The sequence below is a fragment of the Corynebacterium sp. HFH0082 genome (assembly GCF_000411235.1).
Lineage (GTDB): Bacteria > Actinomycetota > Actinomycetes > Mycobacteriales > Mycobacteriaceae > Corynebacterium > Corynebacterium jeikeium_D.
The window spans coordinates 25,699-46,714 of the sequence record NZ_KE150404.1 but is presented as its reverse complement, the minus strand read 5'-3'; the positions used below and the strand labels follow the sequence as shown (position 1 = coordinate 46,714).

General features: G+C 58.6%; 18 protein-coding genes and 3 tRNA genes. 10 read left to right on the top strand and 11 right to left on the bottom strand.

Features of this window, described 5'->3' with window-relative positions; genetic code table 11:
* Nucleotides 1-273: 273 nt before the first annotated feature.
* Complete coding sequence (locus HMPREF1206_RS00210; protein ID WP_005511943.1) at nucleotides 274-456, bottom strand: DUF3073 domain-containing protein; 183 nt, start codon at nucleotides 454-456, stop codon at nucleotides 274-276.
* Nucleotides 457-716: 260 nt separating this feature from the next.
* The gene (locus HMPREF1206_RS00205; RefSeq protein WP_016421388.1) at nucleotides 717-1,871 is read right to left on the bottom strand and encodes a folate-binding protein YgfZ; all 1,155 of its coding nucleotides are present in this window, start codon (nucleotides 1,869-1,871) and stop codon (nucleotides 717-719) included.
* Between the two features lie 80 nt (nucleotides 1,872-1,951).
* On the opposite strand from HMPREF1206_RS00205, the gene HMPREF1206_RS00200 reads away from it, so the two are divergent.
* Nucleotides 1,952-2,839 carry an aminodeoxychorismate lyase gene (locus HMPREF1206_RS00200; protein ID WP_016421387.1) on the top strand — a complete coding sequence of 296 codons (888 nt, stop codon included), beginning with the start codon at nucleotides 1,952-1,954 and terminating at the stop codon, nucleotides 2,837-2,839.
* Between the two features lie 34 nt (nucleotides 2,840-2,873).
* Here HMPREF1206_RS00200 and HMPREF1206_RS00195 read toward each other — a convergent pair whose 3' ends face one another.
* Both HMPREF1206_RS00195 and HMPREF1206_RS00190 read right to left on the bottom strand, forming a co-directional pair.
* Entirely contained in the window at nucleotides 2,874-3,554 is a 681-nt protein-coding gene (locus HMPREF1206_RS00195; protein ID WP_016421386.1) for an FABP family protein, read from the bottom strand.
* 101 nt (nucleotides 3,555-3,655) lie between these two features.
* On the bottom strand, nucleotides 3,656-4,513 hold the full coding sequence (locus HMPREF1206_RS00190) for a DUF2993 domain-containing protein (RefSeq protein ID WP_016421385.1): 858 nt from the start codon (nucleotides 4,511-4,513) through the stop codon (nucleotides 3,656-3,658).
* Between the two features lie 81 nt (nucleotides 4,514-4,594).
* On the opposite strand from HMPREF1206_RS00190, the gene mshD reads away from it, so the two are divergent.
* From mshD to HMPREF1206_RS00160, 6 genes are all read left to right on the top strand, one after another.
* Complete coding sequence (mshD, locus tag HMPREF1206_RS00185) at nucleotides 4,595-5,503, top strand: mycothiol synthase (protein ID WP_016421384.1); 909 nt, start codon at nucleotides 4,595-4,597, stop codon at nucleotides 5,501-5,503.
* Between the two features lie 348 nt (nucleotides 5,504-5,851).
* Nucleotides 5,852-6,949 carry a phosphate ABC transporter substrate-binding protein PstS gene (gene pstS / locus HMPREF1206_RS00180; protein ID WP_016421383.1) on the top strand — a complete coding sequence of 366 codons (1,098 nt, stop codon included), beginning with the start codon at nucleotides 5,852-5,854 and terminating at the stop codon, nucleotides 6,947-6,949.
* A gap of 236 nt (nucleotides 6,950-7,185) precedes the next feature.
* On the top strand, nucleotides 7,186-8,229 hold the full coding sequence (gene pstC / locus HMPREF1206_RS00175; RefSeq protein ID WP_016421382.1) for a phosphate ABC transporter permease subunit PstC: 1,044 nt from the start codon (nucleotides 7,186-7,188) through the stop codon (nucleotides 8,227-8,229).
* A 77-nt stretch (nucleotides 8,230-8,306) separates the two neighbouring features.
* Nucleotides 8,307-9,200, top strand: coding sequence for a phosphate ABC transporter permease PstA (pstA, locus tag HMPREF1206_RS00170; RefSeq protein WP_042388200.1), 894 nt, complete (start codon nucleotides 8,307-8,309; stop codon nucleotides 9,198-9,200).
* Nucleotides 9,201-9,248: 48 nt separating this feature from the next.
* On the top strand, nucleotides 9,249-10,025 hold the full coding sequence (gene pstB / locus HMPREF1206_RS00165; RefSeq protein ID WP_016421380.1) for a phosphate ABC transporter ATP-binding protein PstB: 777 nt from the start codon (nucleotides 9,249-9,251) through the stop codon (nucleotides 10,023-10,025).
* A 267-nt stretch (nucleotides 10,026-10,292) separates the two neighbouring features.
* Nucleotides 10,293-11,123 carry a hypothetical protein gene (locus HMPREF1206_RS00160; RefSeq protein ID WP_016421379.1) on the top strand — a complete coding sequence of 277 codons (831 nt, stop codon included), beginning with the start codon at nucleotides 10,293-10,295 and terminating at the stop codon, nucleotides 11,121-11,123.
* Between the two features lie 384 nt (nucleotides 11,124-11,507).
* Here HMPREF1206_RS00160 and phoU read toward each other — a convergent pair whose 3' ends face one another.
* The 6 genes from phoU to HMPREF1206_RS00130 all read right to left on the bottom strand — a co-directional run bounded on the left by phoU (nucleotide 11,508) and on the right by HMPREF1206_RS00130 (nucleotide 19,567).
* Nucleotides 11,508-12,236, bottom strand: a complete 729-nt coding sequence (gene phoU / locus HMPREF1206_RS00155) for a phosphate signaling complex protein PhoU (protein ID WP_042388895.1) — start codon at nucleotides 12,234-12,236, stop codon at nucleotides 11,508-11,510.
* A 99-nt stretch (nucleotides 12,237-12,335) separates the two neighbouring features.
* On the bottom strand, nucleotides 12,336-13,493 hold the full coding sequence (gene dusB, locus HMPREF1206_RS00150; protein ID WP_042388893.1) for a tRNA dihydrouridine synthase DusB: 1,158 nt from the start codon (nucleotides 13,491-13,493) through the stop codon (nucleotides 12,336-12,338).
* A gap of 132 nt (nucleotides 13,494-13,625) precedes the next feature.
* Nucleotides 13,626-15,365: a thiol reductant ABC exporter subunit CydC gene (gene cydC / locus HMPREF1206_RS00145; RefSeq protein ID WP_016421376.1), complete on the bottom strand. Its 1,740-nt coding sequence runs from the start codon at nucleotides 15,363-15,365 to the stop codon at nucleotides 13,626-13,628.
* Entirely contained in the window at nucleotides 15,362-16,912 is a 1,551-nt protein-coding gene (locus HMPREF1206_RS00140; RefSeq protein WP_016421375.1) for an ABC transporter ATP-binding protein/permease, read from the bottom strand. The genes cydC and HMPREF1206_RS00140 overlap by 4 nt, the downstream gene beginning before the upstream one ends.
* Before the next feature lie 29 nt (nucleotides 16,913-16,941).
* The gene (gene cydB / locus HMPREF1206_RS00135) at nucleotides 16,942-17,958 is read right to left on the bottom strand and encodes a cytochrome d ubiquinol oxidase subunit II (protein WP_016421374.1); all 1,017 of its coding nucleotides are present in this window, start codon (nucleotides 17,956-17,958) and stop codon (nucleotides 16,942-16,944) included.
* A gap of 19 nt (nucleotides 17,959-17,977) precedes the next feature.
* On the bottom strand, nucleotides 17,978-19,567 hold the full coding sequence (locus tag HMPREF1206_RS00130) for a cytochrome ubiquinol oxidase subunit I (RefSeq protein ID WP_016421373.1): 1,590 nt from the start codon (nucleotides 19,565-19,567) through the stop codon (nucleotides 17,978-17,980).
* A gap of 218 nt (nucleotides 19,568-19,785) precedes the next feature.
* Here HMPREF1206_RS00130 and HMPREF1206_RS00125 point away from each other — a divergent pair.
* Nucleotides 19,786-19,858, top strand: a tRNA-Lys gene (locus tag HMPREF1206_RS00125).
* A 75-nt stretch (nucleotides 19,859-19,933) separates the two neighbouring features.
* Here HMPREF1206_RS00125 and HMPREF1206_RS00120 read toward each other — a convergent pair.
* Entirely contained in the window at nucleotides 19,934-20,464 is a 531-nt protein-coding gene (locus HMPREF1206_RS00120; RefSeq protein ID WP_016421372.1) for an NUDIX domain-containing protein, read from the bottom strand.
* Between the two features lie 200 nt (nucleotides 20,465-20,664).
* On the opposite strand from HMPREF1206_RS00120, the gene HMPREF1206_RS00115 reads away from it, so the two are divergent.
* Nucleotides 20,665-20,740: transfer RNA gene (locus HMPREF1206_RS00115), tRNA-Glu, on the top strand.
* 14 nt (nucleotides 20,741-20,754) lie between these two features.
* Nucleotides 20,755-20,828 (top strand) — tRNA-Asp (locus tag HMPREF1206_RS00110).
* The last annotated feature ends 188 nt before the right edge of the window (nucleotides 20,829-21,016 follow it).

Below are 21,016 nucleotides of genomic sequence, written 5' to 3'. Positions count from 1 at the left end.
GGTTTGATGGCACTGTATTTCGTTCGGCGGGTTTGCTTCACTACTTCTCCTGGTCGAAAGTGGTGATGCATTCACCGCCTGAACCTACCGGGCGATTTTTGTCATAAACGCAGTCAGTAACTCGGATTGATCCGCTGCGGCCGAGCATAAACGGCCGAACATAATCGCAGTCGACTAAGCAAAAGCAAGCACCCACCAACGGAATCGTTGGTGGGTGCTTGTTTTATTGAAATAGAAACGCTTTGCGGAAAATACGACAGCGGTTAGCTTGCGCTAGCTGTCGCGACCAGCGCCTGAGGCCCATTCCTCCCAGTCAGAGTAATAGTCGTCTCGATCGGACTCGTTCGACTTGCCGACGAGTTCCCGCTGCAGACGTTCCAAATCCATTTCTGGTGAATCGTACTTGAGCTGACGGGCAACCTTCGCCTGCTTTGCTTTCGCACGGCCGCGACCCATGGCCTGACCCCCTTGTGTAATCCGTGGGGCGGCACGGGGATACGGCCGACCCACTTATGTCTTATTGCGTTAATTCCTGTAAGACACCATAGCCGATTTTTAGACGAAGGGGTTACGCGGGGAGGCCCATAGTGGGTCGTGTCCTCGCGCTCAGACAACTCAATATGTGCTGTGGCCTGGGGAAATGTCCTTTCTGAAAAAGAATGGAAAAAGTTATTTTTTCACCACTCTGTCTGGTGGCTTTACCTATTTCCTGTTACCTATTTCCCACGCAGGCGGTTGATGGCCACACGGCCCGGCGGCAGCTGCTCAACGCGGTCGATGGAGGAAGGGTCGACGGCCACGGCGCAGTCACCCACCACAAGGCCCTCGCGCTCCTGAGCTGAGCGTTTAAGCAGAGCCAAAGCAATCGGGCCGTAATCGGCATGTTGCACGACGGTGCCCACGCGGCCCACGGCGCGCTTGCCCATCATCACGGGATCGCCGGTTTCCGGCAGGGTGGCCGAGCCGTCGAGCTGCAGCATCACCAAAACTCGTGGGGAGCGACCAACATTGTGGACACGTGATACCGTCTCTTGGCCGCGATAGCAGCCCTTGTCCAAGTGCACGGCAGCCGTGTCGAATTCAGAGGCAATCCAGCGGGGAGCCTCATGCGGAATCATCTTCTCGTCTACGTCGATTCCCAGCTCTGGCCGCAAGGAGACTACGCGTTCGGCCTCCCAGCCCATCAGGCCGACTGGGGAGGCGCCAGCGGCCACCAGCGCGTCCCAAGCACCGACTAAATCCTGTCGGCGTACGAGCACATCCACACGCCCCCCGCGTGGCCACGGCAGGTGCCGGACGTAGGAATGTCCCACAGTCGTAGCTTTACCCACCTGCGGGAATGCGAGGCCAGCGGCTACCAGTACCTCAGGGGCATTCGGCCCCATGACGGAAATAATCGCCCGTTCTACCTCAGCAATTTCCACCTTGGACCAGAACACCATCATGTTCAGGTACTTCAACAGGGAGTCGAAGCCGGCAGGGGGCACGTCGATAAGCACGGAATCGTCCAAAACAGTCAACGTCATGTGATGGAGAACGTGACCGTTTGCATCCAGGTTCAGTGCTTCAGTGACAGTGCCGGGAGCGGCTTCGTCGACCTTCTGCGAAAAAAGTGTGTTGAGGTAAGTCAGGCGATCCTCGCCAGTGACCTCAATAACGCGGTAGTACGAGCGATCTACTACGCCGCAGTCCTCCTGCAGATGACGTTGCTCTACCAGCGGACGGCCGTAGTGCCATGCCACGCTAGCTTGCCCTGCGGTTTGCTCAACGTTTTTCGCTGAGTTTCCGTCTGGGGCGTTCTCTGAGGCCTTCTCCAAACCTTCCATCTGTCCGCCCAGTTCGAGGGCAGCGGCGCCAGCCACGTGAGACATCAAAGGACTTACATACTCAACACTCACTCCCTCATGTTAACCAGAAATCCTCAAATTAAGCATGGATTAAGCTTGTGTGTATGACGGATTCGCTTTCTTCTCTAGTGCTTATCGACGTCTTTGCAGACGGCGGCCCGATTGCTGTCGAGGCAGGACAGCCGTTCCTCTACGCGGATGATCTCGGAGCTATTCGCGGCGACGGAGTTTTTGAAACACTCCTGGTCAGGGGTGGTCATACCTGTAATACCGACCGGCATGAGAAGCGATTCGCATCGTCAGCGCTAATGCTGGATTTGCCAACCCCAGATCTGCAGCAGTGGCGGGCGGCTACCGAGGTCGCACTACAGGAGTTGCGCGATAGGTCAATTGAGGGGGATGCGACGTTGCGGTGGGTGTACTCGCGTGGTCGCGAGTCCACCGGAGAGCCGACTGGCTACGTTTTGGCTAGCTCCGCGGAAAAGGTGGCGGAAAACCGTCTGAAGCCGGTATCGGTCATGCTTGCAGAGCGCGGTTTCTCGCTCGACCTTGGCTCCCGTGCACCGTGGGCGCTCATCGGCGCGAAAACGTTGTCATACGCAGCTAATATGGCCGCTTTGCGCTATGCCAAGTCCAAGGGGTTTGACGATGTCATCTTCACCTCCGCAGAGGGCAAGCTCTTGGAAGGCCCAACATCGACCATCATCGTTCAGCGCGGCAATGAGCTGCTGACTCCCAACCCCGGTGAAGGAGTGCTGCCGGGCACGACTCAGGCAGCGCTGTTTGAAACAGCCGCCAACTGCGGCTGGAAAGTCACCCCGACGGTCCTGGTTCCCGGGGACCTATTCACCGCCGATGCGGTGTGGCTAGTGTCTTCGGTGCGTATCGCGGTCGTGGTTAAGTCCATCGATGGTGAGCCCATCCGGCAGCCGGATGCAATCGCGGAAAAGGAATTCCGCGATCTGTGCGACGAGGCGCTGGCGACGCAGTAGGGCCCCACAACGCCCGTCGTAAAGCGGGGAGAACCTAGCCCGCGTAGCGCTTGAGCTGCGCGGACATGCGGGGAGCGAACTCCTCATCCCGCAGGCGCTCGTCTACCCACCCGAGATCGTTGTTCGGCATCAGCCCGTAGAGGCGCTTGCCCGGGCCAAGGGATGCAGGACCGGTAGCAGTGACCATTGTGGAGGCTGCTTGCAGCTCCCATGCGCGCTCGGAGACCGGCTTGCCGTAGTAAATCTCAGTGACGCCGGTGGAGTGGACGCAGATGAACTCAATCTCGTCCTCGTTGTTAATGCGCCAAAATCCTGTTTCGCGCTGGTCAGGGCCGGTCGGCTTGCCTTCTTCGTCCAGCTTCCAGATGCGCGACTCATACTTCAGGTAGTTCTCGCCATCGTGGCTGAAAATGAGCTGCTGGCCGAAGTTGTACTCGCCGTCGACGACAGTGTTCGCCTGCCCCTCACCGCGCCACACGCCGACCAGCGGCAGTAGTGCCAGCAGGCCGTCGTGAATATTCGGGCCGAAGCGCAGGTTAGCGGTCTCGTCGGGGATCGGGAGCCCCTCAAGCTCAGTGATGTTGCGCGTAGCGGTGCTCTTGGCCTGTTCGGCCGCGCGGTTGATGGCCTCGTTGCCGTCGAGGCGAGGGGCTTCCGCAGCTGCAGGCTCCTGTGCAGCGGCGTCTGTCTGGTTGCTGCCATTCTTCTCGGTCATGCTTCACACTCTACCGCTGAAGCTCTTGTGGCCATGTATGGGCTGTTGTCGCATGGTGCTAACGCTGCACCGACGCTTAACGGCGATGCTTGACGACGGCCTTAGCGACGCACCCGACAGTTCTTCTCCGGCAGCTTCTCCGTGGATTGAGCTGACGCCTCGGCATCCTGCTGGGATGTCGGCGGCATGAAGTTTGTTGGCGACACGGTGCACAGAATCTGTTCGCCTTCGATGGTGATAGAACCGCCCGACACGTACACGCGAGTCGCCGGCATGCCCATCGGTATCTCTGAATCCCGCAGCGTCAGAGCGAAGGTGTCCATGATGTGCTGCGTATCAGCCTCAGACAGCTCAGGTTTGATGTGGCTTTTAGAATCCGTTGGGGACGAGGGCGCAGAAATAATCTCCATCGGCGTAATGACCACGTCGCGGCTGACAATGCGCAACTTCGCCGTAACCTGGGTTTTTCCCTGCCATCCGGCTGGCGTGGCCTCGAAGATAGCCTCGGTCTCCCAGCCGCCGGTGGGGGAGGAGTCCTTCAGGCTCTGGATACTCAAGTCTGTCAGTCCCAGCTTGTTTCCCAGAGAGACACCGTCGAGCGAGAGCTTAGTGAAGTACTGCTTCGTCGGCGATTCTGGGAAATTACCGCTGAGCACCGCCGATGCCGGGACCTTAACGTTGGAGGCTCCGTACTCCAGAGATACCAAGCCGAAGTCGGGCACCTCGACATCGCGGATGCGCGAGGTTACGGAGCTCCATTTTCCCGTAACAAAAGAGGACAAGTAGGCCTTGCCACCAATGGCGACGTATGGGGTCATCTCCAGCTGAGCAGTCTCCTGAATATGCTCGGAGAGCTTGTACTCCGCATGGCTGGCGAAGCCCATGTCGGTGGCAATCACCAGCGCGGCAACGGCGAGGATAGAGCCACCGATCTTCTTCTGTCGTCGGGAAATGGACACACTCTATTAGTACCCCATCGCTTTTGGCTCAGACGACATCGGGGAAGTGTTGAATTCGCTGCTGTGTATAGGGTGGGGCGTATGAACGTAACCGAACTGCTTGACGTAGACACCACCGCCGCCGATACGCTACTGCAGCACGCCCACTCCGCCGACGGCGTGGAGGCGTTCGGCGAGGCTTTCGTCCGAGGGCTTGACGACGAATCTTTCGGGCATCGACACTTTGCGATTATTGAGAACGACCGTTACTTGGGCCTGGCCGCCGTTGCGCCGGATGCTGTGGAGATGGTTGTTGACCCGGAGTTTCGTAAGCAAGGAGTGGGGGCGAAGCTGCTTGCGCACATCGATGCTGAGGTCGGCGAGCGTCTGCCTATCTGGGCTCACGGTGATGTCGCCGGTGCCAGCCGCTTGGCAGAGTTGACGGGACGCAAGGTTGTCCGCGAGCTGTTGCAGATGTCCGTTTCGGGCTCAGCGTTGGAGAAGGCGGCGGGGGACGGCGATAAGCGTGATGATGTTGAAGCCTTGACCCTGACTGCGGCACGTGCGAAGTGGGGCGCGGCAGCGGTAGATCGAGCGTGGTTGGCAGTGAATAACGAGGCGTTTGATTGGCATCCGGAGCAGGGTGGTTGGTCACAGCCACAACTCGATCGCGCTCGGGATGTGCAGTGGTTCGACCCGGAGGGCGTGTTCTTTGCTGCGGATGTGGCCGGGGCGCGCGACAGTGCGGAGGAGATTTGCGGTTTCCACTGGACGAAGTGGCACGCTGAGGAGTCTGTGCCAACTGGTGAGGTCTATGTGATTGGACTGCGCTCGAAGGCGCGCGGACGCGGTCTGGGGCGATGGTTGACCAATGTTGGACTTTCCCATCTCCGGAGCCGGGGAGCGGAAAAGGTAATTCTCTATGTCGAAGGCGACAATGCGCCGGCAGTGCGCACTTACCGTGCGGTCGGCTTTGAAGTGGCTCGCCGTGATGTGATGTACGGCGCGTAAATGTGACGGTTCGGTTTATTGGAGGCGAGTTGTTGGGGAGGGGTGATTTATTGGAGAGGGTGAGCTTAGGTTTGTCTCAGTTTTAGGTGGTTTTCCTCTGTCGCGGGGCAATGATATTTGTGATTTTGGGGAGATGCTGTCCAAACTTCAGTGTTTCAGGGGCGCATTTTAGGGCCTCTTACAGGGAAAATGAGGATATATAAAGAATTACTTGCGACGTTCACCAATTGTTAATGTTCTGAACAGGTTCCGGTTACTATCGGTAGATAGGTTCAGCGCAGTGGACCGGAGTGTGGCGGTTCCACGTGAACTGTTTCACTCATTGTGTAAAACCCCGGAGGATTTACTGTGCTGAAGAAGAACCGTGCGGCATCTGTCATTGGTCTGGCCGCTGTTGCAAGCCTTACCCTGGCTGCTTGCTCTGAAGAGGGCGGCGAAGGCGCTTCTAACGTTGAGGGTCTGGCTGACGTCACCGGTGAGCTGCAGGGCGAGGGCGCTACCTCGCAGCAGCGCGCCATGGATCTGTTTGCCACCAAGTTTGAAGAGACCGGCTCGACCCTGTCGTACAACGCATCTGGCTCTGGTTCCGGTCAGACTCAGTTCATTGCCGGCACCGTTGCTTTCGCTGGCTCTGACTCCCCGCTGAAGGAGAAGGACGGCAAGGACCAGGTCGCAGAGGCTAAGAAGCGCTGCGACGGCAATGAAGCATGGCACCTGCCGATGGTTATCGGTCCGGTTGCCGTTGCCTACAACCTCGAGGGTGTTGACGTCGCTCTGACCCCGGCTCTGGTTGCTGAAATCTTCGACGGCAAGATCACCAAGTGGAACGACCCGAAGATCGCTGAGGTCAACGAGGGTGTCGATCTTCCGGAGAAGGACATCAAGGTTGTCTACCGCTCTGAGGAGTCCGGTACTACTGATAACTTCATGAAGTTCCTGAGCGCAGCTGCTCCGGAGCAGTGGCAGCACGAGGCCTCCAAGTCCTTCCCGACTGCTACTGGCCAGGGTGCTAACGGCTCGGCTGGTGTTGTCAACGAGGTCGCCAACATCGACGGTGCTATCACCTACGTCGAGGCTGGCTTCGCTGAGGACAAGGACCTGGGCATCGCCAAGATGGACTTCGGTCATGGTCCGGTTGAGCTGAACAACGACACCGTCGGTAAGGCTCTGGATTCCGTCACGTTCAAGACTGAGGGTCACAACATGGTTGTTGACACCGACGCTCTGTTCGCAATGGACGAGGAAGGCGCTTACCCGCTGGTTCTGACCACTTACGAAATCGTCTGCTCCGCTGGTTACGACGAGCAGACTCGTGACCTGGTTAAGAACTTCCTGAAGGTTGTTCTGGAAGAGGGCCAGGGCCCAGAGCTCGAAGAGCTGGGTTACATCCCGGTTCAGGGTGAGTTCAAGGACAAGCTGTCCGCAGCGGTTGACGCTATCAAGTAATTCTTTGCGCGCAACGCGGGTGAAAGCAGAGTTGGCTCTGTCGTTACCCGGTTGGCGCGAGGATCACTTCAGCCGGCCACGCAGATCTGAGCTGTAGGCCGAAAACCTGACGTAGACCGGTTGGCTTTGTATATCGACACCTCAGTTGATTGGGTACCGCTCGTAGAGGGGTACTGAGGCCAATCGGTCTTCATGTGCGTTGAAGCACAAATCACTTCTACTTAGGAAATGAGATCATGAGTTCCTCGACTCCCATTGAAGGGAAGCAGGAGGCTGTAGACAGCAGTCTGTTGCAGTCCTCAGCACCGCAGGTGGATTCCTCCGGCGACGAGAGCTCGGAAGAGCAAGCCATTCAGTCCGGCGTTGTTCGTCCTGGTGACCGAATCTTCAAGATTCTGGCGGTAGGATCTTCCGCATTGGTGACTGCTGCCATCATCGCAATTGCAGTGTTCCTGCTCCTGCGCGCAGTTCCGGCAATGTCCCGTAACGAAGCGAACTTCTTCACCTATACCGAACGATGGAACCTGGCGGATACCTCCGCCATGTACTTCGGTATTCCGAACATGTTTCTGGTGACCGTCGCGGTTTCCATCCTGGCGCTGATTCTGGCTATGCCGGTTGCGCTGGGTATTGCTATCTTCCTGACTGCCTATGCGCCAAAGAAGATGGTCAAGCCGCTGGGTTACCTCGTGGATCTGCTGGCCGCAGTGCCGTCGATTGTTTACGGTCTGTGGGGCTTTATGGCTCTCGGTCCGGCGTTGGCTGGTCTGTACGGGTGGCTGGCTAAGACACTGGGCTTTATCCCGATGTTTGCCCTGTACCCAAACTCGCCGGCATTCGAGACCGGTCGAAACCTCTTCACCGGTGGCATTGTGCTGGCAATTATGATTCTGCCGGTTATTGCGGCTACCACCCGTGAGGTCTTTGTTCAGACCCCGCGTGGTCACATTGAGGCATCGCTGGCTCTCGGTGCGACCCGTTGGGAGATGGTCAAGCTGGCTATTCTGCCATTCGGTCGTTCTGGTTTTATCTCCGGCTCGATGCTGGGTCTGGGACGTGCCCTCGGTGAGACGATGGCTCTGTACCTCGTAATCTCCCCGTCCTCGGCATTCCGTGGCTCGCTTTTCGACGGTGGTACCACCTTCGCAACCGCAATTGCTAATGCGGCACCGGAGTTCAATGACAACCTCAAGGCCGGCGCTTACATGTCCGCAGGTTTGGTGCTGTTCTTGCTGACCTTCGTGGTCAACTCCGCAGCCCGAATGATTGCGAAGAAGTAGCAAGGTCGTAGGAAAAGAAACGAGAAGTAACAATGACTAGTTCAACTACTGATTCTTCGCCTCACGGCCCTGCAGACATGGTCCCCACCACCGAGTCGGCATTCACCCAGATTAAGGGTTCCCGCAAGGTGGCGGACAGCGTCTCCACGGTCCTGATTTACTTCTGCATGGCTCTTGCTCTGGTCCCGCTGGTGTGGGTTCTCTTCGAGCTTGTCGTCCGAGGCACCCCGTCACTGCTGAGTGGTGAGTGGTGGACTGCTTCCCAGCGCGGTGTCACTGTTGGTGCGTCTGCCGGTGGTGTTGCTCACGCAATCGTCGGTACCTTGGTTCAGGCTCTGGTCACGACTCTCATGACCGTGCCGTTCGGTATCTTCGTTGCCATCTACTTGGTCGAGTATGCAGGTAACTCCCGTCTGGGCAAGGTCACCACCTTCATGGTCGACATCCTCTCCGGTGTGCCGTCGATCGTCGCGTCGCTGTTCATCTACTCGATGTGGGTGGTCATGTTTGGCATGAGCCGTTCCGGTTTCGCCGTCTCGCTGGCGCTGGTTCTGCTGATGCTGCCAATCGTTGTCCGCAACACCGAGGAAATGCTGCGCATCGTTCCGCACGAGTTGCGTGAAGCCTCTTACGCTCTGGGTGTTCCGAAGTGGAAGACCATTTTGAAGATCGTGCTCCCGACCGCACTGTCGGGCATCGTCACCGGCATCATGCTGGCCGTCGCCCGCGTCATGGGTGAGTCCGCACCGATGCTGATCCTGGTTGCAACCTCACGAATCATCACCTATAACCCGTTCGGCCAGTCGCAGTCCTCGCTGCCGCTGTTCATGCTGGACATGTACAAGGCCGGTAATACCGGTGCGGCATTCGACAAGATGTGGGGCGCAGCGCTCACGCTGGTTCTCATCATTGCCCTCATCAATATCCTGGCGCGCGTCATATCCGCCAAGTTCTCCGTCAAGAGCAGTTAATGCTGGGCGCCTAACGTCCGCTATTTCAAGGAAGGTTTTTGAAAGACCATGGCTAAGCGCCTAGACCTTAACGATGTCAACATCTACTACGGCGATTTCCACGCTGTGCAGAACGTCGACCTGCACGTCCCGCCGCGTTCTGTTACCGCATTCATTGGCCCGTCCGGCTGTGGTAAGTCCACCGTGCTCCGTTCGCTGAACCGTATGCACGAGGTCATCCCGGGTGCCTACGTCACTGGCGAGGTGCTTCTCGACGGCGAAAACATCTATGGCCCGAAGATCGATCCGGTCTCTGTTCGTAACACCATCGGTATGGTGTTCCAGCGCCCGAACCCGTTCCCGACCATGTCCATCGAGGACAACGTCGTGGCTGGCCTGAAGTTGGCCGGTGTTAAGAACAAGGCTCATCTCCAGGAGGTTGCCGAGAAGTCCCTGCGCGGCGCCAACCTCTGGGATGAGGTCAAGGACCGCCTGGACAAGCCGGGCGGCGGCCTCTCCGGTGGTCAGCAGCAGCGTCTATGCATCGCACGTGCAATTGCAGTTGAGCCGGAAGTTCTGCTGATGGACGAGCCGTGTTCCGCACTGGACCCGATTTCCACCCTGGCAATCGAGGACCTGATTCATGAGCTGAAGGAAGAATTCACCATCGTCATCGTGACCCACAACATGCAGCAGGCAGCTCGTGTGTCCGATCAGACCGCATTCTTCTCCCTCGAGGCAACCGGTAAGCCGGGTCGCCTGGTCGAGGTTGGCCCGACCAAGAAGATCTTCGAGAATCCAGACAAGAAGGAAACCGAGGACTACATCTCCGGTCGCTTCGGTTAAACGCTTTGCGTATGCCGTAAGAAGCAAAAAGAAAGAGCCCCGTACTTCACGCGTGTTCACGCGAGGTACGGGGTTCTATTTGTTGTTGCAGTTTATGAGATTGCTGTTTGTTTCGGTGTGGGGCCGGGGGTGAAAATAATGTTTGTTTTGGGGCGGAATTGTCTGTTTGTTATCGGGCGGGGTAATCTTCCGAAGACGCAATCGAGCGTCCCCCGGAAAACTGTAGAGGGATCTGGGTAAATATATTTACATAGGAGTTATTCAATTATGGATAACCAGCAAAACGCGCAGTTCAATCCTCAGTTTTCCCCTGTGGGTGAGCAATCTTGGCCAGTAATCGCCGAAGAGAAAGCGCCGAAGCCAATTGTCGGTTACATTGCACTTGTAGTTGCGATTATTGGTTTACTCGGTTGTATCCCGGGGGCTTTGATTATTGGTTGGGTGGCGCTACCGGTTGCATTTTTTTTATCGGTCGTCGGACTGTTTCAGCGCGCAACTACCAAAAAACCAGCTCTTATCGCTCTGATTCTTTCTGTGTTGGGATTGCTCATTGCGCCAATTGTATTTGTTTCTTCGGTAGGCAATGCCGTGGATGATGCGTTCAATCGGGATACGACTGCCTCTAGCCCGGATGGAAGCAAATCTGATTCTTCCGATTCTGGTGCTGTGGGCAGTAGTCGGGAGAATCCGTTGCCGATTGGAACGACCATCGAAAGTGAGCAGTGGGCCATTACTATCGATAGCGTAAATCTAAACGCTAACGATGAGGTTCTGGCGGAAAATCAGTTCAATGACCCTGCTCCAGAGGGGTTTGTATACGGACTTGTGCATGTTACTGCAAAGTACAAGGGGAATGACCCTCAGGGGCAGAGTTCCTGGCTTGGTATTAATTATGTAACTGCAGGTGGCCAAACCACGGACGAAACGGAGCTTTGGGCGGTGGCGCCTGACGAGTTTGACACCCTCGAGACGGTGTATGAGAACGGTGAAATCGCAGGTAACGTGGTGATTGTTGTGCCCATTGATGGGGCAGACCAGGGTGTTCTGGCAGTCACCCCAGATTTAATGTCAAAGAAGTCTTTTGTTGCTGTCTCTTGAGTGGCGGCTGACTCTTGGGTCGTGGGGATGGACACGATATAAGAATCGGCATTCTCCAGACATCTAACGCGAAAAGTGATCGCGCAAACAGTTACTGACTAGGTTTATGACAGGTGAATAACGTTTACTCGCAGTAAAGTGTCATAAACCTAGTCAGTTTCTCGGTTTGAGGCGGTGTTGTGGCTGGGGCGGTGTTGTGGCTGGGGCAGTGTTTAGCCCAGTGTGGCTTAAAAACGGCTCCACTCCGGCCTAAAAACTCGCGCCCCAGGCCAGCAGCCACCCCCAACATCCCTAGAGCTCAGCCCAACACCCACCCCCCCTCCAACACCCAGCCCGCCGAGCAGCCCAACACCCAGCCTCCCAACAGCCTGCAGCTTCACGAACCTACATCCGCAGGTGACGCTCCAAGGCCTGCAGGCGTTGGTTAAAGCTGCGCTGGTCGCGCTCATCCTCGAGCTTGTCCAGGTAGACATCGCGCTTGTAACCGGTGGCCAGGTAAATAATTCGGGCGGCAACCTCGACGGCGTGATCCGCGTAGCGCTCGTAGAAGCGGCTCAGCAGGGTGACATCCACTGTCTGCGCAGGGGAGTGCGGCCAATTATCGTCGTTGGTCAGCGTAAACAGGTGCTGGTGAATGTCATCGATGCTGTCATCGGTCTTATCCAAGGCCAATGCCTGGTCAACGTCGTAGTCGATGAGCACCTGACGGGTTTCGTGCGTCATCTGCTCAGATACGGAGGCCATCTCGCGGAAGAACCCCTCCACGGGCTCCGGCAGTGCCTTGTTCGGGTGGCGACGCCGGGCAACGTTGGCAATATGCACACTCAACGCGCCCATGCGGGAGATGTCCTCGACAATGTAGAGGCCACTGACAATCTGTCGGAGGTCACCAGCCACAGGAGCTTCGCGGGCCAACAGCTCGAAGGCTCGCTGCTCCGCATCCTGGCGCAGGTCGTCGAGAGAATCAATCTGGGAAAGAACGGTTTCAGCCGAGACTAAATCAGCCTCAAAGAGGGCCTTGTTCGCAAGCTTGTGCATGGAGCCAACTCGGTCACACATCACAATCAGGCTGTGGGCCAAGTTGTCCATTTGTTCTCGGTAGACAGTGCGCATGCGTTCCATAGTAGGCAATCCTCAACAACGTCGCGCGTTAGTGGGGAGCCCCCAATTACCCCTCGTAAAGTTATGTAAACACTCGCTCAGAACCGAAGCTTAGCCACCGGAGTGCATAATCTCCGCGCCCTCGGGCACGGTGTCGTCCTCCGGGTCGTCCAGCCAGCCCTCCGGCAAGACCACCTTTGCAGGGGACCCCTGTCGGCCGCGGGCGCCGTCGGCGTCCTCCGGGCGGGCGTGGGCGCTGGGGCCGTCGTAAAGCGGTGCGAGAATCTCGTCGAGCGTTGCCAGCGAATCGACGCGCGCAAGAGACTTCCGCACCTCACTGCCGGCAGGGTAACCGCGCAGGTACCAGGCGATGTGCTTGCGCAGGTCGCGGCAGCCCTTACGTTCGCCCTCGTGCTCCACGAGCAGTTCCGCGTGACGACGGATAATCCCCGCGACCTCACCAAATGTTGGTGCCGGCGGCACTTCTTCGCCACGCAGCTCGGCGGACAACTGCGCGAACAGCCACGGGCGGCCAAGGCAGCCGCGACCGACGACGACACCGTCGCAGCCGGTCTCGTCGAGCATTTTGCGGGCATCGGTGGAGGCAAAGATGTCGCCGTTGCCAAGCACCGGGATATCGCTGTAGCCGGAGTCGACCATGTGCTCCTTCAGCCGCGCGATCTGCGACCAGTCAGCGTGGCCGGAGTAGCGCTGCGCTGCGGTGCGGGCATGCAGAGCCACAGCCTGGGCGCCCATCTCAGCGGCGATGCGGCCGGCATCGAGATGCGTGTGGTGCTCGTCGTCGATACCGACGCGGAATTTCACGGTCACCGGGATGTCCGTGCCCTCAGTGGCTTTTACCGCTGCGGCGACGATGTTGCCGAAGAGACGGCGCTTATACGGCAGTGCCGAGCCGCCGCCCTTGCGAGTGACCTTCGGTACCGGGCAGCCGAAGTTCATATCGATGTGGTCGGCGAGGTTTTCGTCGACAATCATCTTTGCGGCCTCGTAGGTCCACTTCGGGTCAGTGGTGTAGAGCTGCAGGCTGCGCGGGTTTTCGTCAGGCGCGAAGGTGGTCATGTGCATGGTCTTCTCGTTGTGCTCGACCAGTGCTCGCGCGGTGACCATCTCGCAGACATAGAGGCCCGAGACCGTGCCTGTACGCTGCAGCTCCTGCTCGCGGCACAGCGTTCGGAATGCCACGTTGGTGACACCGGCCATCGGAGCGAGTACCACGGGGGAAGCGAGCTCAAAGGGGCCGATGTGCATGTGCGCGGACGTGGCATCGGCGGGCTTGGCGGCGCTGAGTGGACTCGTGGAGGTATCTAACACGTACAGTATTGTGTCACGCTGAACTGCCGTTTTCGAATCTGTTTTGGGCGGCCGGTTGAATCGCCCCGGTTAGCGCTGCGTCCGCGGATGCCTGACGACGATCACCGTCCGGCGACCCCTCCCACCGGGCAGGTCGGTGGTATTCCGAAGAATTTCCAGGATGTGGTTCGACTCTTCGTCGAGGTGTTCGGTGGGTTCGTCGAGAAGCAGGATTGGCGCTGTGCTGACAAGTGCCCGGGTGAGAATGAGCCTGCGCCGCTGACCACCCGAGAGACTGTCCGCGCCGCTGTCCAGAATCGTGTCCAGGCCGTCGGGTGCGGCATCGACCCAATTGCGCAGGCCCACGGCGTCCAGTACGGAGTAGATGTCATCGTCGCTGACCTGCGGGTTACCAATAGAGATGTTGTCCCGCACCGTCGTGGCGAAAATGTGCTCATCCTCGGCGATAAAACGCACCAAGTCGCACTGCTCCGTGTTTACGTGGGGCTCTCCGGCACTTGCCGCACTGCGCCACAGCTCACGTCCGTCTCCGTCAGTGATAGTCACCGTGCCCGCAACCGGCGGGATTAGTCCGGCGATTGTCTTCAGCAGCGTGGTCTTTCCGCTTCCCGACGGCGCCGTGATCTCCCGGTAGTCGCCAAAGGTGACCTCGAAGTTTTGCATCGGCAGTTGAGCTGGCTGGGCAGCGGGCTCTTCCGCAGTATTCGAACTGTTGTCGTCGGGGTAGCCCACGATTAAGTCTTGAACCTGCAGAGTTGGCCGAACTGTCAGGTGGTTCTGAGCGAGCGGGGACGTGTGGATTGGCGCTGTGGGGACTGGGGCTGAGCGCATGGCATCCGCTTCCCCTGATTCACTCGCACTTGACGCGAGCGTCAGCAAGGCTTCCCTCGATTGCGCCAGTGTTTGCGCAGCAGCTGGCAGCGGACCAACCGACTCAAAAGCCGCCAGCGGCACCAGAACCAGAACCGTCAGCCACTCGGGAGAGTGCAGCAAACCGCCGCCAGCGCCCCCGGCCGAATCCGTCACTAACCACGACGCTACGACCACGGTCAGGACAGCGGTCAACACGCTAGCCGCGGTGCTCAGTGCGGAGGCGCGGGCATTTGCTCGACCTGCGGCGTCATCGATGGCCGCAACCGTTTTGCTGGAGGATGACGCGGCAGAGACTGCCTCATCCAACTGGCCGTGGATACGCAGGCCGGCGGCGTCGGAAAGCAGCGCTTCGACGGCAGCGGCATGCGACTGAAGCGCGGCCGCGCGACGCTGACTTGAGCGCGCAGTGGTGCGATACGTCAGGTAAGGAGCAACACCGCCGGCCAGAAGCAGTCCCACCGCCAGGAGAACCGCAGCGGCAGGCGAGAGTAGAGCCACAAAAATGACGGCGATGAGAGAGGTCATCAGCGCCACCAATGCGGGCACTATTGATCGCACGACGGCATCGGCAAGTGCGTCAATATTCGCCCCAAGCGCTGTGACAATATCGGAACGCTCACGCAGCGCCAGCGTACGGTCGGCCACGAAATGCTCCCATAGCTTCACGCGCGAGCGCTCGGCGGTGCGCAACGCCACATCGTGGGAGACCAACCGGTCGAGGTATCGAAACGCAGCTCGCGAAATACCCAGCGCGCGCACAGACGTCACCGCCAAGGTGATGTCCATCAGCGGTGGCATCTGCCAAGAACGCGTAATCAGCCACGCCGACACCACGGTCAGACTCAGCGCGGACAGCAGCGTGATGATGCCCGCCAACACCGGCCACACCAGGTCGCGGGGTTTCACCAGGCGACGAAGCGCTTGCAGAGTAGTCATCGCGACTGCACCTCCACCACGCCGTCGGCGGCCGCAATCAACAGCGGATCATGGCTGGTGGCAATCACTGTGGCTCCGCGCCGGGCACGTGCGTGCAGGAGCCTAATCACGGACTGCGCACTGTCGGCATCCAGGTGAGCTGTCGGTTCATCGAGGAGGACGAGGTCGCGGGTGTCGTCGGCAAGCTCGCGCCGAAGCGCCTCCCGCTGACGTTGCCCGAGCGAGCGCCGCGAATTGTCTCCCACCGTCGCTGCGTCCAACACTGGGCGCTGGGGCAGCCACGCGATGCGCCGCAGCAGATCCTGGTCACGGAGAATGCGCTGGCCGTCGCGAATAGTTACGGAGCCTTCCAACCCCTCGTGCACGATGCCGGCGACCGCAAGCAGCGCTGTCGTCTTGCCCACGCCGTTCGGCCCCGCCAGCACCGTCACTGTGCCTGGCTGCGCGATGGCGCTTAATTCACTTGGCCGCACGCCGTCTCGCCCCGGCGCGGAAAGGCGTTCGAACACGACCGTGGGGGCGCTGTGGACACTGCTTGACGACGTTCCTTCGGCCACCTCTTCCACAGTTTCAGAGGTGGTGTCTGTGGAGTTTGGAGTCTGGCCAGCGTCCTTGTCTAACAGTTCCGTGACTTCGGTGGCAGCGACCACACCGTCCTGGGCGGCGTGGAATTTCTGGCCAACCTGGCGCACCGGGCCATAGATTTCTGGGGCGATGATGAGCACTGCCAGGCCGGTTGCCAGCGTCATGTGGCCTCCCAGAAGTCGGAAACCGATGCCGACGGCGATGAGGGCGATTGACAGGGTGGTGAGGAATTCCAGGACCGACGCGGATAGGAAAGCGATGCGCAGGACCTCCATGGTGGATTTCCGGTGGCGGGTCGACAGGCGCTTGATTTCCTCGCTGGGGGTGTCGGCCATGTTGTGCGCTTTGAGCGTTGGCAGGCCGATGACCAGGTCGAGAATCTGACCACGCACCGTGCCGATGTCGGCCAGACGGCGTTCTGTGTGGCCCTCAGTGAGGCGACCTACCAGCCACATGAACAGTGGAATGAGTGGCAGCGTGACAACCGCGATGGCAACCGATGGGAGGTCCAACCATGCGACTGCGACCAGTGCCATCGGGGTAGCCAGCGCTGCGGCCACCAGTGCGGGGAGGAATTCCGCCACGTAGACGGCCACACCATCGAGCCCGACCGAAAGCAATGCGCGCCAGTGCGCGGTGTCGACAGTGCGAGGATCGCGCAGAGCCAGGGCTCGCAGTGCCCGGCTGCGCAGGTCTGTGGCCACGCGTGCACCCGCAGATTGGCCGAAACGCACGAGCGCGTAGGAGCAGGCCACCCGAACGAGTACAGCGGCCGTGGCTATCAGCGCGAATAATGTCCAATTAGGAGTTGCCTCACCCAGAACCTGCGCCGTAATAGTGCCGATTGCCAGCCCCAACGCGATTGTGGCACCTGTGCTCGCGGCGGTCAGTGCGCCCGCGAAAATGACCCAACGCCAGGCTGGGGCCGACAGCTTGAATAGTTTCGGATCGACAGGTGCCACTTTTTAGAAACTAACCTCCAACGGACGGTCTACTGCGAGACCTTACGCTCAGCCATCAACCGCTTGCGGAATACCCAGTATGTCCACGCCTGGTAGGCAATCACCAGTGGGGTAATCACCAGCGCGGTCCAGGTCATGATTTTCAGCGTGTAAGGGTTAGAGGCGGAATTCCAGATATCGAGGGAGACGCCGTCGGCAAGCGTCGTCGGCATCAGGTACGGGTACATGGCGCCGAAGACAACGGTGGTGACGGCAGTCACGGTGACGGCGGTTGCGGAAAAAGCGATGCCGTCGCGGTTGCCTACGGTTGCGGAGATGGCAATGACCAGCCCCGCGACGGCGATAACGACAACAGCCCACAGCCAGGTCTTTCCGTATCCCAACTGTGTCCAGATGAGGAACACGCCGCCAAAAATCAGCGCCGACAGTGCCGGAATTCGAGCGGCGTTGCCGACCTCGTCGCGTAGCTTGCCGGCGGTCTTCAGCCGCAGGAACGTAACTGCGTGAAGAGCGAACACAGCCGCAAACGCAATCCCGCCGACCAGAGCGTACGGGTTCAGCAACCCGAGCAGGGTACTAAAGCCGGAGTCCAAGTTCTTGTCGGCATTCAGCGGGACACCGCGCACCAGGTTCGCGACCGCTACGCCCCACAGAATTGGAGGCAGCCAGGAGCCGAAGATAATCGCGCGGTCGCACCAGGCGCGCCAGTGCTCATCGTTGACTTTGAAGCGCCATTCCAGCCCGACGATACGGACAATCAACGCCACCAGAATCAGGAAGAGCGGCAGGTAGAAGCCGGAAAACATAGACGCATACCATTCCGGAAACGCCGCGAAGAGCGCGCCGCCAGCGGTAATTAGCCACACTTCGTTGCCGTCCCATACCGGCCCGATAGTTCCGAGCATCGCTTTACGACGCGGTTCATCGCGGCCAACGAACGGCAGCAGCATTCCGACGCCGAAGTCAAAGCCCTCGAGAAGGAAGTAGCCGGCGAACAGGAACGCGATCAGGACAAACCACAAAACGGGAAGATCTAATCCGAACATGTCAGAGATACATCCTTATCTACTTTGTGTCCTCAGTCGCGGAGACTTCGGAGTCGGGGCTGGCAGCGGACTGGGCATGGACCTTGTTGAATCGAACCGGAGACGAGATGATCGCGCCCAGATTGGTAGCGATTGGTGACGACGGGCCAGCGTGCTCGGGGTCATTGCCGATGGCGTTGATAGCCTCAGCGGATTCGGTCGGAGGTCCGGCAATAACTGCGCGGCGAATCAACCAGAACCACACCACTGCCAAAATCAGGTAGAGCAGGGTAAAGCCCACCAGGGTGATAATCACCGTGGCCGGTGCGTGGTCGGACACACCCATATCGACGGTCATGCGAATCAGCTCGGTGCGCGGGTCGCCCGCGTGATCCGGGTTCGGGTGCACAATCCAGGGCTGACGGCCCATCTCCGTAAAGATCCAGCCAGCGCTGCTGGCCAAGAACGGGAACGGAATCGCGAGGATACTGCAAGCGGCGAAAATGCGGGCTCGCTTGCCCGTCGGCACGCGCCCCTTGCGAGTAAATAGCCAAGCGAAAAACGCGATAGCCAGAGAACCGACCATGAGCCCAATCATGGCGCGGAAAGACCAGTATGTGACGAACAGATTCGGAGAGTAATTGCCTGGGCCGAAGACCGCCTCAGCTTTTTCTTGCAGGTCCTGCACGCCCTGGAGCGTGACGCCACTGAACTTGCCCTCGGCCAGGAAAGGCAGCACCCATGGCACCTCGATGAGATGCAGCACCGAGTCGCAATTGTTGTGCGTACCGACGGTCAGAATCGAGAACATTGGATCTGTCTGCGTGTGGCACAGGGACTCGGCCGATGCCATCTTCATCGGCTGCTGCTCGAACATAAGCTTGGCCTGGATATCGCCGGTGATAAACACCGCCAGCGAGCTGAGCACAGTTGTCCAGAGCCCGACCTTCATGGACTTGTGAAACGTCCGTTCGTGAACAGTATTGCTCTGGCCACCGCGGCGGCTCTGAACCAGCCACCAGCCACTGACGCCGACAACGAGCGTGCCGGCGGTAAGGAAAGAGCTGGCCACGGCATGCGGGAAAGCTGCTAGGGCGGTCGAGTTCGTCAGCAATGCGCCAAAGTCTGTCAGCTCTGCGCGGCCGGTTTCCGGGTTGTAGACCGCACCCACAGGATGCTGCATGAACGAATTGGCGACGATGATGAAATACGCCGAGATATTCACCGCAATGGCGACAATCCAAATCGAGAGCGTGTGCATCCAGGTGGGGATACGCCCCCAGCCGAAAATCCATAGGCCCAGGAAGGTGGATTCCAGGAAGAACGCGATGAGTCCTTCAAGAGCCAGCGGGCCGCCGAAGACATCACCGATCATGCGGGAGTACTCCGACCAGTTCATACCGAACTGGAATTCCTGGACGATACCCGTGGCTACGCCCATGGCGAAGTTAATAATGAAGATGGTGCCGAAAAATCGTGTCGCTCGGTACCAGAGGTCATTTTTCGTCGTGGCCCACAGTGTCTGCATGAGCGCGACGAGCGGAGCTAGACCAATTGTCAGCGGGACAAAAATGAAGTGGTAGACGGTGGTTATGCCAAATTGCCAACGAGATATATCGACGACATCCATGTTTCCTCGACTGAAAAAAGTAGACATAAACGATGCGTGTACTCCGACGGATTTGTCGAAGCCTGCATCAAGTGTCCGCAGTATTCCTGCTTATTAATTCAGTCGGACAGGAGGGGTAAAAAGTTCCGGGGCGTGAACTTATCGACGCGGGCAGGGCAAAACTCGCGGAGGGCAATTATTAAAAACAAGCGCGTAATTGCTAGGCTATTTTGTTGCGCGGGCCTTTAGCTCAGCTGGTAGAGCTACGGACTTTTAATCCGCAGGTCGCGGGTTCGAGCCCCGCAGGGCCCACAAGCACGCAAAACCCCAGGTTATTAACGGCCTGGGGTTTTGTCGTATCTTGCCTGCATTTGCTCTCCGCGGTACCTATTTTTCCCGCTTGTGGTAGCCCATCCGTGGCTTGAAGCCCGCCGGGTGCTTGAGCTGCGCCACTGCATCGGCGACTATCAAGCGGAAGCGTGGCTTCATCGGTGGCATCTGTGAGATCTGGAACCATCCGACATCAGTGGATTCATCATCAGCGACATAGGGGACGTCGTCGCCAACAACACTGCAGCGCATGGAGATATCCAGATATGAGGCAACATCGCCGTTGAGGTGTTCGATAGGGCCAACGGCGCCAGTGCCAAGCAGGGCCTCAACTGTGACATCGAGTCCCGTTTCTTCCTTTACCTCTCGCACGGCGGCGTCGTGAGGCTGCTCGTCCGGGTCGATAATTCCGGTGACTGGGGTCCATTCACCATTATCGGAGCGACGAACCAGCAAGACCTCGGGCAAGGCGTACATCGGTGCATTCGGCGGAACATCGCGAATGACGATAGCCGTGACACCGGGGAGCCAGAGCGGAGCGTGGCCCACTTTTTCGCGGAGCTGAACAATGAAATCCGGAATTGCCATAGTTGCGAGCTTATCTGAGTACTAGTAGCGTCCGCGGAAATAGTAAGAAACTCCAGTTCAACCGTAGATTTTGGGAAAAGGGTACTTATCCTCTATAGTTCTTTACGTTGCTAAGAGCGCGCGCAATTGCAATGTTCATACACTGCAGATGTACGCGGAATATGCCATTGAGTGGCCAACTCTTTGCAGCGTTAAGTCGGGCTCCCATCGTCTAGAGGCCTAGGACTCCGCCCTTTCACGGCGGCAACACGGGTTCGAATCCCGTTGGGAGTACCACTAAAAATCATGATGGCCCTGTGGCGCAGTTGGTTAGCGCGCCGCCCTGTCACGGCGGAGGTCGCGGGTTCAAGTCCCGTCAGGGTCGCAATTCTAAACGCCAGTTCCGGTTGGAGCTGGCGTTTTTTGCTTTTGGTTAGTGGTGCGCTGGGCGTCGGGGGTTAAGTAAAGAAAAGTGTGTGGGTTAAGTAAAGAAAAGTGTGTCTTTTCCGGGCGTGTTGCGGTTATTTGATCCAGCCTTTTTGGATGCCGAGGTTGTGTTGGTAGCTGGTGTCG

Excerpts from the sequence above, each read along its gene's own strand:
- mshD (WP_016421384.1), top strand. The coding sequence starts at position 4,595 with ATGAACGTAACCGAACTGCTTGACGTAGACACCACCGCCGCCGATACG.
- HMPREF1206_RS00205 (WP_016421388.1), bottom strand. The coding sequence starts at position 1,871 with ATGTCTCACGTGGCTGGCGCCGCTGCCCTCGAACTGGGCGGACAGATG.
- HMPREF1206_RS00160 (WP_016421379.1), top strand. The coding sequence starts at position 10,293 with ATGGATAACCAGCAAAACGCGCAGTTCAATCCTCAGTTTTCCCCTGTG.
- cydB (WP_016421374.1), bottom strand. The coding sequence starts at position 17,958 with ATGTTCGGATTAGATCTTCCCGTTTTGTGGTTTGTCCTGATCGCGTTC.
- HMPREF1206_RS00130 (WP_016421373.1), bottom strand. The coding sequence starts at position 19,567 with ATGGATGTCGTCGATATATCTCGTTGGCAATTTGGCATAACCACCGTC.
- HMPREF1206_RS00200 (WP_016421387.1), top strand. The coding sequence starts at position 1,952 with ATGACGGATTCGCTTTCTTCTCTAGTGCTTATCGACGTCTTTGCAGAC.
- HMPREF1206_RS00120 (WP_016421372.1), bottom strand. The coding sequence starts at position 20,464 with ATGGCAATTCCGGATTTCATTGTTCAGCTCCGCGAAAAAGTGGGCCAC.
- pstA (WP_042388200.1), top strand. The coding sequence starts at position 8,307 with ATGGTCCCCACCACCGAGTCGGCATTCACCCAGATTAAGGGTTCCCGC.
- HMPREF1206_RS00210 (WP_005511943.1), bottom strand. The coding sequence starts at position 456 with ATGGGTCGCGGCCGTGCGAAAGCAAAGCAGGCGAAGGTTGCCCGTCAG.
- pstC (WP_016421382.1), top strand. The coding sequence starts at position 7,186 with ATGAGTTCCTCGACTCCCATTGAAGGGAAGCAGGAGGCTGTAGACAGC.
- HMPREF1206_RS00195 (WP_016421386.1), bottom strand. The coding sequence starts at position 3,554 with ATGACCGAGAAGAATGGCAGCAACCAGACAGACGCCGCTGCACAGGAG.
- dusB (WP_042388893.1), bottom strand. The coding sequence starts at position 13,493 with ATGCACATCGGCCCCTTTGAGCTCGCTTCCCCCGTGGTACTCGCTCCG.
- cydC (WP_016421376.1), bottom strand. The coding sequence starts at position 15,365 with ATGACTACTCTGCAAGCGCTTCGTCGCCTGGTGAAACCCCGCGACCTG.
- pstB (WP_016421380.1), top strand. The coding sequence starts at position 9,249 with ATGGCTAAGCGCCTAGACCTTAACGATGTCAACATCTACTACGGCGAT.
- phoU (WP_042388895.1), bottom strand. The coding sequence starts at position 12,236 with ATGCGCACTGTCTACCGAGAACAAATGGACAACTTGGCCCACAGCCTG.